Source organism: Methylobacterium trifolii (assembly GCF_022179685.1).
In the GTDB taxonomy this organism is placed as follows: Bacteria; Pseudomonadota; Alphaproteobacteria; order Rhizobiales; family Beijerinckiaceae; genus Methylobacterium; species Methylobacterium trifolii.
This window is the reverse complement of record NZ_BPRB01000137.1, coordinates 1-12,509: the sequence shown is the minus strand read 5'-3', so window position 1 is coordinate 12,509 and position 12,509 is coordinate 1. Positions and strand designations below refer to the sequence as shown.

The 12,509-nt window shown below is 71.2% G+C and carries 11 protein-coding genes and 1 pseudogene; 7 read left to right on the top strand and 5 right to left on the bottom strand.

Annotated elements, in window-relative coordinates; translation table 11 throughout:
* The 3 genes and pseudogenes from COGEMETH_RS13055 to COGEMETH_RS13045 all read left to right on the top strand — a co-directional run.
* A pseudogene (locus COGEMETH_RS13055) lies at positions 1–164 on the top strand (ABC transporter ATP-binding protein); the annotation flags it as partial.
* A 17-nt stretch (positions 165–181) separates the two neighbouring features.
* A complete protein-coding gene (gene ssuD, locus COGEMETH_RS13050; protein ID WP_238183075.1) occupies positions 182–1,357 on the top strand; it encodes an FMNH2-dependent alkanesulfonate monooxygenase in 1,176 nt (391 codons plus the stop codon).
* Positions 1,358–1,452: 95 nt separating this feature from the next.
* Entirely contained in the window at positions 1,453–2,427 is a 975-nt protein-coding gene (locus COGEMETH_RS13045) for a sulfonate ABC transporter substrate-binding protein (protein ID WP_238183074.1), read from the top strand.
* 11 nt (positions 2,428–2,438) lie between these two features.
* Here COGEMETH_RS13045 and COGEMETH_RS13040 read toward each other — a convergent pair whose 3' ends face one another.
* Positions 2,439–2,795, bottom strand: a complete 357-nt coding sequence (locus tag COGEMETH_RS13040) for a DUF6496 domain-containing protein (protein ID WP_238183073.1) — start codon at positions 2,793–2,795, stop codon at positions 2,439–2,441.
* A 393-nt stretch (positions 2,796–3,188) separates the two neighbouring features.
* On the opposite strand from COGEMETH_RS13040, the gene COGEMETH_RS13035 reads away from it, so the two are divergent.
* From COGEMETH_RS13035 to oxlT, 3 genes are all read left to right on the top strand, one after another.
* The gene (locus tag COGEMETH_RS13035; protein WP_238183072.1) at positions 3,189–4,772 is read left to right on the top strand and encodes a 2-isopropylmalate synthase; all 1,584 of its coding nucleotides are present in this window, start codon (positions 3,189–3,191) and stop codon (positions 4,770–4,772) included.
* 90 nt (positions 4,773–4,862) lie between these two features.
* Positions 4,863–6,176: a Gfo/Idh/MocA family protein gene (locus tag COGEMETH_RS13030; protein WP_238183071.1), complete on the top strand. Its 1,314-nt coding sequence runs from the start codon at positions 4,863–4,865 to the stop codon at positions 6,174–6,176.
* 281 nt (positions 6,177–6,457) lie between these two features.
* Positions 6,458–7,756, top strand: a complete 1,299-nt coding sequence (oxlT, locus tag COGEMETH_RS13025) for an oxalate/formate MFS antiporter (protein WP_283214991.1) — start codon at positions 6,458–6,460, stop codon at positions 7,754–7,756.
* Between the two features lie 189 nt (positions 7,757–7,945).
* On the opposite strand, the gene COGEMETH_RS13020 is transcribed toward oxlT, so the two are convergent.
* Positions 7,946–8,920 (bottom strand): hypothetical protein, encoded by a 975-nt coding sequence (locus tag COGEMETH_RS13020; protein WP_238183070.1) that lies wholly within the window; start codon positions 8,918–8,920, stop codon positions 7,946–7,948.
* A gap of 205 nt (positions 8,921–9,125) precedes the next feature.
* Between COGEMETH_RS13020 and COGEMETH_RS13015 the strand changes: the two genes are divergently transcribed.
* On the top strand, positions 9,126–10,301 hold the full coding sequence (locus COGEMETH_RS13015; RefSeq protein WP_238183069.1) for an MFS transporter: 1,176 nt from the start codon (positions 9,126–9,128) through the stop codon (positions 10,299–10,301).
* Between the two features lie 16 nt (positions 10,302–10,317).
* Here COGEMETH_RS13015 and minE read toward each other — a convergent pair whose 3' ends face one another.
* The 3 genes from minE to minC are packed head-to-tail and all read right to left on the bottom strand — an operon-like array spanning position 10,318 to position 12,149.
* Positions 10,318–10,605, bottom strand: a complete 288-nt coding sequence (gene minE, locus COGEMETH_RS13010) for a cell division topological specificity factor MinE (protein WP_238183067.1) — start codon at positions 10,603–10,605, stop codon at positions 10,318–10,320.
* Positions 10,602–11,417, bottom strand: coding sequence for a septum site-determining protein MinD (minD, locus tag COGEMETH_RS13005; protein WP_238183065.1), 816 nt, complete (start codon positions 11,415–11,417; stop codon positions 10,602–10,604). Before minD ends, minE begins: the two co-directional genes overlap by 4 nt.
* Positions 11,418–11,429: 12 nt before the next feature.
* Entirely contained in the window at positions 11,430–12,149 is a 720-nt protein-coding gene (gene minC / locus COGEMETH_RS13000; RefSeq protein ID WP_238183063.1) for a septum site-determining protein MinC, read from the bottom strand.
* Positions 12,150–12,509 lie beyond the last annotated feature (360 nt).

The following is a 12,509-nucleotide window of genomic DNA, read 5'->3' as shown; positions in this document are numbered from 1 at the left end:
CGACGTGGGCGAGGCGGTGGCGATGGCCGACCGCATCCTCGTGGTCGACGAGGGCCGCATCGCCCTCGACGTGCGGGTCGCCGCGCCGCCGCGGCGACCCGGACCTCGCCCGTCTCGAAGGCCGCATCCTCGAACACCTGCTCGGCGAGCCCGCCGCCGCCTGAGCCATACGGAGACCACCATGACCGCATCGAACGACGGGAAGACCGACGTCCTCTGGTTCCTGCCGACCCATGGCGACGGGCGCTACCTCGGCGCCTCGGAGGGCGCGCGCCAGGTCTCGCTCTCCTACCTCCGGCAGATCGCGCAAGGGGCGGACGACCTCGGCTATTACGGGGTGCTGCTGCCGACCGGACGCTCCTGCGAGGATTCCTGGGTGGTCGCCTCGGCCCTCGCCCCCCTGACGCAGCGCCTGCGCTTCCTCGTCGCCATCCGGCCGGGGCTGATGGAGCCCTCGGCCGCCGCCCGCATGGCCGCGACCCTGGACCGGATCTCGGACGGGCGGCTGCTCATCAACGTCGTCACCGGCGGCGACCCGGTGGAGCTCAAGGGCGACGGCGTCTTCCTGGCCCACGACGAGCGTTACGCCGTCACCGACGAGTTCCTGCACATCTGGCGCGGGCTGATGGCCGGGCAGACCGTGACGTTCGCGGGCGAGCACCTGCGCGCCGAGGACGGCCGGCTGATCTATCCGCCGGTGCAGAAGCCCTACCCGCCGCTGTATTTCGGCGGCTCCTCGCCTGCCGGGATCGAGGTCGCGGCCGAGCATTGCGACGTCTACCTCACCTGGGGCGAGCCCCCGCAGGGCGTCGCAGAGAAGATCGCCCTCGCACGGGCGGCCGCGGAGCGGCGCGGTAAAGAATTCTCCTACGGAATCCGCCTGCACGTGATCGTGCGCGAGACCGAAGGCGAGGCCTGGGAGGCGGCCGACCGGCTGATCTCCCGGCTCGACGACGCCACCATCGCCCAGGCCCAGGCGACCCTGAAGCGTATGGATTCGGTCGGCCAGAACCGGATGATGGCGCTGCACGGGGGCAGCCGCGAGAAGCTCCAGGTCTCGCCCAACCTCTGGGCCGGCGTCGGCCTCGTGCGCGGGGGCGCCGGCACGGCGCTCGTCGGCTCGGCCGACCAGGTCGCCGACCGGATGAAGGAGTACATCGATCTGGGCATCGACCGCTTCATCCTCTCCGGCTACCCGCACCTGGAGGAGGCCTACCGCTTCGCCGAGTTGGTCTTCCCCAAGCTCCCCCTGCGCGCGACCACCGGCAACGCCCCGACCACGGCCCGCAACGACGGCCCCTTCGGCGAGGTCATGGCCAACGACATCGTGCCGCTTCGCCGCGTCGGCGCGCACTGACGCCCGCCGCCGCGCAGTCGCGCGGACAGAGGGCGACGAGTGCGACTGACTCATCGCCCTCCGGTCCGATCCCACCCGCCGTTCGGAGACCGCCCATGCCGGCCACGACCCGCCCCCTCCCGCACGCAGCCCTCCACAGGGCCTGGACCCTGCTCACGGTCCTCGCGCTCCTGCTGCTCACGACGCTGACCGTGCGGGCCGACGAGAAGGTCATCCGCATCGGCTACCAGAAGTACGGCACCCTGGTGCTCCTCAAGGGCAAGGGCCTGCTGGAGAAGACGCTCAAGCCCCTGGGCTATGCGGTGCAATGGGCGGAGTTCCCCTCCGGCCCGCCGCTGCTGGAGGCCTTGAACGCCGGAGCGATCGATTTCGGCTCGGCCGGCGAGGCGCCCCCGATCTTCGCCCAGGCCGCGAGCCCGAACTTCGTCTACGTGGCGGCCGAGCCGCCGGCCCCGCGCGGGGAGGCGATCCTGGTGCCGGCCGATTCGCCCGTGAAGAGCGTGGCCGACCTCAAGGGCCGGACGGTGGCCCTCAACAAGGGTTCGAACGTGCACTACCTGCTGGTGCGCGCCCTCGAACAGGCGGGGCTGCCCTACGACGCGATCAAGACCGCCTTCCTCGCACCGGCCGATGCCGGGGCGGCCTTCGCACGGGGTGCAGTGGACGCCTGGGTGATCTGGGACCCCTACCTCGCCTCGGGCGAGCGCTCCACCGGCGCGCGGACGCTGGCCACCGGTGAAGGGCTCGCGCCCAACCGCCAGTTCTACCTCTCCGGGCGGCGCTTCGCCGACACCAACCGCCCGGTGCTCGACGCGACCATCGCCGCGATCGGCGAGATCGACGCCTGGGCCAAGGACAACACCGATGCGGTCGCGGCCGAACTCGCCCCGGGCGTGGGCATCCCGGCGCCGATCCTGGCGGTGGCGCTCAAGCGCCAGTCCTACGGCGTCGCCCCCCTCGACGCGGCCGCCATCGCCGACCAGCAGCGGGTCGCCGACAGCTTCCATGCCCTGAAGCTCCTGCCGAAGCCGATCACGGTCTCCGACGCCGTCTGGAAGCCGGGAAGCTGAACGCCGGGAGTTTACCGGAGCGCGGCCTGCAGCGCCGCCTTGCTCATCGTGGAGCGGCCGGTGATCCCGCGTCGCCTCGCCTCGGCATAGAGGGCGGCCTTCGTCGGCTCCGAGGCGCCCCCCGACTCACCGTCCGTCGCTTTCACCTGCTCCTTCGCCCGTTCCTTGGCCTTGGTGCGGCGCAAGGCCGCCCGGTTCTCCGCCGGGCTCTCCCGGTTCGTGGCGCCGGCCTCGTGCAGGGCGATGGCGATCGCCTGCTTGCGGCTTTTCACCGGCGGCCCGTTGCCGCCGGTCTTGAGGTCCCCGTGCTTGAACGCGTGCATCACGCGTCCGACCGTCTCGTCCTGTGCCTTCGATGGCTTGGTCATCGCGCTTCGCCTCTCGGCCGGGATCGCCCCGCATCCGTTCCACCGGCAACGCCGAAGGTCCCGCCGCGTTCGGTGGAGGCCGACGCCGCCCTTGTGTTTCCCCCCGCGCAGAGATAGTCACCCACCCTGAACATGCGCGAGCCAGGCCGAGACCGGCAGGGTCGCGCCCCTCGAGGAGTGGCGAGCCTTGGCCAGAGCCGGCTCAGCGTCCGAAACCGTGCTGGCCGCCGTCGCGGCGGCGCGGTCGCGCGCGCTTCTCACCGGTCTTCCGCTTACCCGCCCCTGAGGGCCGTCCGGGCGCGCGCCTGGGCCTTCAGGGGATCGCATGCCACCCACAGGCTTGATGCCGCCCGGCCGCGAGAGCGCGGGGGCGGCCCGCGACAGGGTAGATCCATGACCACGACAGCTACGACCACGCCCCCCGCGACCGGCGCCTCCCGCGAGCGCGTCATCGTCTTCGACACCACCCTGCGCGACGGCGAGCAATGCCCCGGCGCGACCATGACGCTCGACGAGAAGCTCGCTGTCGCCGACCTGCTCGACACGATGGGCGTCGACGTCATCGAGGCGGGCTTCCCCATCGCCTCGATCGGCGATTTCGAGGCGGTCTCGGAGATCGCCCGGCGCACCAAGCGCGCCACCATCGCGGGGCTGGCGCGCGCCATCCCGGCCGACATCGCCCGCGCCGGCGAGGCCGTGCGGCAGGCCCGCCAGGGCCGCATCCACACCTTCGTCTCGACCTCGCCGATCCACCTCGTGCACCAGATGCGCAAGACCGAGGACGAGGTGATCGAGATCATCCTCAAGACGGTGGCCCAGGCCCGCGACCTCGTGGCCGACGTGGAATGGTCGGCCATGGACGCGACCCGCACAAGCATCGACTATCTCTGCCGCTGCGTCGAGGCGGCGATCAAGGCCGGCGCCACCACCATCAACCTGCCCGACACCGTGGGCTACGCGACGCCGGGCGAGTACCGCGACATGTTCCGCCAGGTGCGCGAGCGCGTGCCGAATGCCGACAAGGCGGTGTTCTCGGTCCACTGCCACAACGACCTGGGGCTCGCCATCGCCAACTCGCTCGCCGGGATCGAGGGCGGCGCGCGGCAGGTGGAATGCACCATCAACGGCATCGGCGAGCGGGCCGGCAACGCGGCGCTCGAAGAGATCGTGATGGCGATCCGCACGCGTGCGGACGTGATGCCCTACGAGACCGGCATCGAGAGCCAGATGCTCACCCGCGCCTCGAAGCTCGTCAGCCACGCCACCAACTTCCCGGTGCAGTTCAACAAGGCGATCGTCGGCCGCAACGCCTTCGCCCACGAGAGCGGCATCCACCAGGACGGCATGCTCAAGCACGCCGAGACCTACGAGATCATGACGCCCGCCTCGGTCGGCCTGTCCAAGACCAACCTGGTGATGGGCAAGCATTCGGGCCGCGCCGCCTTCCGCTCGAAGCTCGACGAGTTGGGCCTGACGCTCTCCGACAACCAGTTCCAGGACGTGTTCGAGCGCTTCAAGGCGCTGGCCGACCGCAAGAAGCACGTCTACGACGAGGACATCGAGGCGCTGGTGGACGAGAACCTCGCCACGGCCCACGACCGCATCCGCCTCGTCTCCCTCTCGGTGATCGCGGGCACGCGGGGCCCGCAGCGCGCGACCATGAAGGTCGCCATGGACGGCCGGACCTTCACCGAGGAGGCCGACGGCAACGGGCCGGTCGACGCGGTCTTCAACGCCATCAAGGCGCTGGTGCCGCACGAGGCGCAGCTCGAACTCTACCAGGTCCACGCGGTGACGGAGGGCACGGACGCGCAGGCCGAGGTCTCCGTGCGCCTCAAGGCCGGCGAGCGCAGCATGACCGCCCGCGGCGCCGACCCGGACACCCTGGTGGCCTCCGCCAAGGCCTACCTCTCGGCCCTGAACAAGCTCTCGGCCACGGCCGTGCGCCTCCACGCCCAGCACGCCGCGGCGGAGTAGCAGGCGGCCTTCACCGTTGCCGCAGGCCGGAACCCCGGTCTGCGGGGCCACGTTCCAGAGCCTCACCGTACCCGGCGGGACGACAGGTTCATGGCAGACGACGACACCCGGCTCTCCCGGCGCACCCTCCTGCGGGTCGGCGGCGCGCTCACCGGCGCCGCACTTGCGGCAGGCGGTGGGGCTCGGGCCGCCTCCGGGCCGCCCGGCCCGGCGATCCCGGCCGATACCGGGGCGATCCAGGGGGGCCGGGTGGTGTTCCTAAACTGGCGCGGCGCGGGCGACCAGCCGCCTCCGCCCCCGCCCGCGCCGCAGCCCCCGGGACAGCGCGTCGGCTACTGCATCGTGGGCCTGGGCCGCCTGAGCCTGGAGGAGATCCTGCCGGCGCTCGGTGAGGCCAGGCGCTCGCGCGTCACGGCGCTGATGTCGGGAAGCCCGGACAAGGCGAAACTGGTCGCCCGGCAATACGGCGTGCCCGAGCAGGCGGTCTACGGCTACGGCGACTGGGACCGCCTCAAGGCCAACCCGGACGTGCAGGCGGTCTACGTCGTCACCCCGAACGCCCTCCATCGCGACCACGTCGTCGCGGCGGCCGGCGCCGGCAAGCACGTCCTGTGCGAGAAGCCGATGGCGACCTCCTCCGAGGAGGCCCGCGCGATGATCGCGGCCTGCGCCCAGGCCAACGTCCGGCTGATGATCGCCTACCGCTGCCAATACGAGCCCTACAACCGCGAGGTGGCACGCCTCGCCCGCTCGGGGGAATTCGGCAAGCCCCGGCTGATCCAGGCCTTCAACGGCCAGACCTCCGGCCTGCCCGAGCAATGGCGCCTGAAGCGTGCGCTCTCGGGCGGGGGCGCCCTGCCCGACATCGGCCTCTACTGCCTCAACGGTGTCCGGGCGCTGCTGGGCGAGGAGCCGGACCTGGTGCGGGCCCAGAGCGTCTCGCCCGCCGACGACCCGAAGTTCCGCGAGGTCGAGGAGAGCGTGAGCTTCACCCTGCGCTTTCCCTCCGGCGTGGTCGCGCAGTGCATGACGAGCTACGGCGTGCACGAATCCCGGCGGCTGACCCTGCACACGGCAGGCGCCGAGATCGACCTGGAGAACGCCTTCGCCTACCGCGGCCAGCGCCTGACCGTGACCCACCGGGACGGCAAGGCGGTCTCGCGCGACGAGCGGGTGCTCGGCCCCAAGAACCAGTTCGCCCTGGAGATCGACCACTTCTCCCGCTGCATCCAGGAGAACCGCCGCCCGCGCACGCCCGGCGAGGAGGGCCTGCAGGACCAGGTGCTGATGGAGGCGATCTACGAGGCCGCCCGCACCGGGGCCGCCGTCACGGTCGGGCCGCCGCCCGCCGCCGGCACCGGCCTCGACGCCACCCGCGGGCCGGAACCCGACGACGCGGGTTAGCCGGGGCGGCGTCCGCGGCCGCCGTCAGGAGTCCGCCGCCGCGTGCGGACGTGCATTTACGTGCGAACGCTGCCGCCTAATCCGGCAGCGCCTGACGCCGCATCAAAAATTTTCTGATTGCCAAGTTCTACGGCATTTCGAATATTGAATACTTGCGAACCCTGACGGATCTCCGGGCGATCCGGGTTCGAGGGCGTGCGCATCGACCGTGGGCGGAGCCGGACCCGAGAGGGCTTTCGGCCAAAGAACAGCCTCCGGCGCAGGGTCAGGGAGACGACGCGATGACAACCTCCGCCGCGATTCGCGCCGAGGAGAAGCCCTTGTCCGGCCGCTGGGTCCAGCTCGGGCTCGGCGTGCTCTGCATGGTGGCCGCCGCCAACATCCAGTACGCCTGGACGTTGTTCGTCCCCGAGATCCAGAAGACCTTCGGCTGGGATCGGGCCGCGATCCAGGTCGCTTTCACGATCTTCGTCGTGGTCCAGACATGGCTCACCCCGATCGAAGGCCACTTCATCGACAAGTACGGCCCGAGCCGGGTGGTTATGTTCGGCGGCCTGATGACCGGGCTCGCCTGGGTGGTGAACTCCTACGCGACCTCGCTCTCCGGCTTCTATCTCGGCTCCGTGGTCGGGGGCATCGGCGTCGGCTGCGTCTACGCCACCTGCATCAACAACGCCCTCAAATGGTTCCCCGACCGGCGCGGGCTGGCCGTGGGCCTCACCGCGGGCGGCTACGGCGCCGGCTCGGCGCTGACCATCCTGCCGATCGCCAACATGATCGCTTCCGGCAACTACGCCCAGGCGTTCTTCGTGTTCGGCCTGATCCAGGGGGCTGTCATCATCGCGGCCAGCATCGCCTTGCGGGGTCCGGCGGCCGGCGAGGTCCGCTTCTCCACCACGGTGCAGCAGAGCCGGCGCGACTACACCCTCTCGGAGGCCCTGCGCACGCCGGTGTTCTGGATGCTGATGCTGATGTTCACCTGTACGGTGACAGGCGGTCTGATGGCGGTGGCCCAGCTCGGCGTGATCGCGCAGGACCTCGGGGTGAAGAACTTCCAGGTGAACCTGTACTTCTTCGCCATGGCGGCCCTGCCCTTCGCCCTGATGCTCGACCGCATCATGAATGGCATCTCCCGCCCGCTCTTCGGCTGGGTCTCCGACCGCATCGGCCGCGAGAAGACGATGTTCATCGCCTTCGCGATGGAGGGGGTCGGCATCGTCGCGCTCGGCACCTTCGGTCACAACCCCTGGGCCTTCGTGATCCTCTCGGGCATCGTGTTCCTGGCCTGGGGCGAGGTCTACTCCCTGTTCAGTGCCACGGCCGCCGACACCTTCGGCTCCAAGCACATCGGCAAGATCTACGGAGTGCTCTACTGCGCCAAGGGGCTGGCCGCCCTGTTCGTGCCGGTGGGCAACCTCCTGATGCAGGCCACCGGCACCTGGTCCACCGTCCTCTACACGGTGGCCGCGATGGACCTGCTCGCCGCCTTCCTCGCCATCGCCGCGCTGCGGCCGATGCTCAAGGCCCACCACGCCCGCGCCGGCACCCCGGCGCCGGCCGCCGTCGGTGCAATCGCCTGAAAGCGCGCGCACGGATCCTCTGCCCGGCCTCGGTCGCCGGCGCACGCGGGCTCAGGCTTCCGCTCCATCCTAAGTTTTCCGGGACGCGAGCCCCGGAAACCCCCGCTCCGCGGGGTGCTCATCGCGCCCTGACGCCGCCACAGCGGCTTTCGAGGGATCGCCGCCCCGGCCCCTGACGGGACCGGTGCCCTACTTCACCTGCACGCTGTCCACGACCTCGCGGAACTTGGCCAGCGTCCCCTCCCGCTGGTCCTGGCGGACGACGCCGAGCGCGCGCAGGTATCCGTCCGGGGCGAAGCGGATGGTCTGGGCGACCACCACGGCCGTGCTCGTGGGCATGTCGGTGGCGCGCGCCACGATCTCGTGCCAGTCGACGCCGTTCGAGCGGTAGCTCTGGGAGCGCTCGATCACGAAGTCCTTCATGGTCTGGTTCGAATAGAGCGCGGCGCGGGCGAAGGCGTCGCGCTGGTCGGCGGAGGGCGGCTGCTGCACCGCCTGGGCCAGCACCAGGATCGGCTGCTCCAGGTTGGTCATCTGGTCCTTCGGGCCTGCCGTCAGCAGGATCGAGTTGCCGGCCAGCACCCGCACCGGCCTGAACCCCGCAGGGTCGGCGATGCGGAAGGGCAGCGCCTCGACCTGCTGGCTCAGGGTGAGCGCCGGCCGGATGGTGACGCCGGTGACGAGCGCCCGCATGGTCCGCTCGCTCTCCGCGTCGGGCAGGGCCTGCGCCACGATCATGCCGGTCACGGTCGGGTCGCCGACGAGGAGGAGCCACTTGCGCACGGCCGGCGTCGAGGCGGCGGCGTCGCCCGGCTGCTCCCCGGTGAACAGCAGGCCTTCCGCCTCGCCGACCTTCACCGGCTCGCGCTTCTCCACGGTAAAGCCCTGGCTCAGCAGGTTGGCGTCGGTGAAGGTGGAGACGAGTTCGGGGAAGGCCGAGGGCGGCAGTTCCACCACGGAGAGCGTGGCGCCTCCCTCCTTGCGCTCGAAGCCGGTGAACCGGCGCGAGGGCGCCATGTCCGGGGGCGGATCGAAGCCGAAGCGCGAGCCTGCCGGGTAGACCGGCTCGGCCGCGCGTAACGGGCCGGGGCCCGCCGCAGCGAGGCCGAGCGTCACCGCCAGGACCATCGGCCCGAGAGAACGCGTGACGTGGCGCAACCGCATCGGACCTGCATCTCCGCTCGACGCCCCGCCGAACGGGGACATTCCGATGCGATGGGTCGGCCCCCGGCCCGCCGGTGTCAAGAAGCCCCTGTCCCGCCGTCCTGCCGGACCACGGCCCGCAGCCACTTCGCCGCAGCGTCGCGTGACCGATCCACCGGACATGCCCTACGCTCCGGCCCCGCTCCCGCGACGCGAGCCGTACGCCATGAACACCAGTAGGACGGGCATTGCGGGATCGCGGGGCGGCCTCACCCGCTTTCTCATGCTCTATGCGGCCCTCTACGGGGCCTATGGCTGCCTCTCGCCGATCCTGCCGAACTTCCTGGCCTCGCGCGGACTCTCGGCGCAGGAGATCGGATACGTCCTGGCCGGTGCGGGCGCCCTGCGGCTCCTCGCCGGGCCCCTGGCCGGTGGTCTGGCGGACCGGCGGGGGGCGGGCCGCCTCATCCTCGCGGCCGGCGCCTGCATCGCCGGGTGCGCCGCCCTGGCGCATCTCTCCGGTTACGGCTTCAGGCCGCTGCTGCTGCTCGGCCTCGCCTATGCGCTGGGCACCGCGCCGCTCGCGCCCCTGGCCGACGCCCTCGCCCTGGCGGCGGCGCAGGGCGGGCGGGCCTTCCAGTACGGCTGGGTCCGGGCGGCGGGCTCGGCGGCCTTCATCGCGGCGACGGGCGCAGCCGGTGGACTGGTACAGGCGCAAGGGCTCGCCGCCGCGGTCACCGCCGGCGGCCTGCTGTTCCTCGCCACCGCGACGGCTGCCGGGCTGCTGCCCGCCGACCCGGCAACCGACAAGGGGGAGGATCGGCCGTCCCGGCAGGGTTTCACGACCCTGCTGCGGCTCCCGCGCTTCCGCCGCACCGTGCTGGCGGCCGCCCTGGTGATCGGGGCGCATGCCATGCACGACGCCTTCGCGATGATCCTCTGGCGCGGGGCCGGGATCGGCGCGGGCGCGGCGGGCCTGCTCTGGTCGGAGGGCGTGGCCGCGGAGGTGCTGGTCTTCCTCCTCGCCGGCCCGTGGCTGCTGGCCCGGATCGGGCCTGCGGGCGGGCTGATGCTGGCGGCCGTGGCAGGCGCCTTTCGCTGGGCGGTGATGGCCGAGACGGTAGCGATCCCCTGGCTCGCGGGCGCGCAGATGCTGCACGGCCTGAGCTTCGCGCTGCTCCACCTGGCCTGCCTCGGCCTGATCGAGGCGCAGACGCCGGCCTCCCTGTGGGCGACGGCGCTCAGCCTCTACGGCACGGTCGGCCTCGGGTTGGCCGGCGTCGCGATGACGCTCGCTGCCGGCAGCCTCTACGCCGCGTTCGAGGCACGCGGCTTCTGGGTGATGTCGGGCTTGAGCCTTTCGGCCCTGCCTCTGGCGCTCAGCCTGCGCGAACGGGGCTGAGCGCCGTCCTGCCCGTTCAAGCCGCCCGCTTCTGCTTCTGGGCGGTCAGGGTATTGGCCGAACTCAGCGGCAGCTCGATGTCGACGCCGAGCGTCGAGACGCCCTCGCCGCGCTCCAAGGTGATCTTCACCTTGTCGCGCTCCACTGCGACGTGCTTGGCGATGACCGCGAGGATTTCTTCGCGGAGCGTGATCACCAGGTCGGGCCTGCCGGATTCCGCGCGCTCGTGGGCGAGGATCAGTTGCAGGCGTTCGCGGGCGACGGAGCCCGAGGCGCGCTTGTTGAGGAAACCCAGGATGCTCATGCCGCCCTCCGCATGAAGAGCTTGTCGAGGAAGGACTTGCGGTCGGACGGCATGCTCATCGGCACCGTCTCGCCCTTGAGCCGGCGGGCCGCGTCCGCGTAGGCGCGGGCCGGCGCGCAGAGCGGGTTGTTGAGGGTCACGGGGCAGCCGAGGTTGGAGGCGCGCAGCACCTCCTGGCTCTCGGGGATGATGGCCAGCAGCGGGATCGAGAGGATCTCGAGCACGTCCTCGGTCTTGAGCATGTCGCCGCGGTCGGCGCGTGCCGGGTCGTAGCGGGTCAGGATCAGGTGCTTGTCCATGTTCTCGCCCCGCTCCGCCTTGAGCGTCTTGGAGTCGAGCAGGCCGATGATCCGGTCGGAATCGCGCACCGAGGAGACCTCGGGGTTGGTCACGACCACGGCCACGTCCGCGTGGCGCATGGCGAGCTGGGCCCCGCGCTCGATGCCGGCCGGGCTGTCGCAGATCACCCAGTCGAACTTCTCCCGCAGCTCGTCCATGACGCGGGCCACGCCCTCGTCCGTGAGCGCGTCCTTGTCGCGGGTCTGCGAGGCCGGGAGCAGGTGCAGGGTGTCGAGCCGCTTGTCGCGGATCACCGCCTGGTTGAGCTTGGCGTCGCCGTTGACCACGTTGATGAGGTCGTAGACCACCCGCCGCTCGGCCCCCATCACGAGGTCGAGGTTGCGCAGGCCCACGTCGAAGTCGACGACGCAGACGCTCTGTCCACCCTGCGCGATCGCCGCGCCAAGTGCCGCCGTGGTGGTCGTCTTACCGACGCCGCCCTTGCCCGATGTGACGACGAGAACCTTTGCCATTCTCGCTACTCCCTAATCCAAGCTTGCCATTCGGATAGCGCCGCCATCGAGCCAGATCTGAACGGGCTTGCCCCTCAGATTCGTCCCCATGTCCTCGGCCGTTCGGACGAGGCGGTCGATCCCGAGAAGCTCGGGCTCGAACTTGCGGCAGTAGATGCGTGCGCGGGGGTTGCGGGCGGCGCCTGCGATGGCGCGCCCGCGCAGCGCCCCGTAGACGTGGATGTTGCCGCCCGCCAGGATCTCGGCCCCGGAGGAGACGGAGCCCATCACGGTCACGTCCCCGGTCGGGTGCACCACGCACTGGCCGGAGCGGACCGAGCCCTCGACGGTGAGCGAGGTGGTGGTCGGCTCCTCGGGCTCGGCCGGCAGGGCCGGGAGTTCGAGGTTCCTGGCGGGCCGCCCGCCGACGAGGAGGGGCGGCAGGCCGGCCTCGGCCTCGTCCGCCCCCTCGAGGCCGAGGATGCGGATGCGGCGGCGGGCGAGGTCGTCGACCAGCGCCCGCAGGGCGTCCGGCTCGGGCTTGAGGGCCGCGAGGTCGAGGACGACGGCACGGCCGTCGAACAGGGTGGGCGACCGCTTGAGGGCCGCGTCGAGACCGGCGAGCCAGTCCTGGAGCGGCGTCTCGGGCGTCAGCGCCAGGGCCTTGAAGGCCCGGCCGCGGAAGGCCAGCGGAAGCCGGACGGGCGCCGCGGCGGCCTCCGGCAGGACGGGATCGGGTGGGGCTTGGCTCATTGCGGCTCGTCGATTCCTTACCGGATCATTGACGGCCGTTATGGTTACCGAAGGGTTAAGGCTTTTGATCCTGTCGGCAAATTCTGCCGGGATACCAGGATACCGGTTCCGGCGGTTCGACCTGACGCGCCGCCTCATGCCGAACCGGTGTCGCCTTCACTGGGGGCCAAGCAGGTTTCGAGGACATGGGCTCTGGTCTTGCGAACAGCGCGGGCGTTTCCCTCTCCCCTCACAGATCTCGGGCTTGCCCGAGATCTGCATCCTGGGTGCCCAAGTCGGGCAAGCCCGACTTGGGTTGGGAGAGGGTGGCCCGCGAGCTAAGTCGGGTAGGGGAGCGACGCTTCCGGATACGGCGCTCCC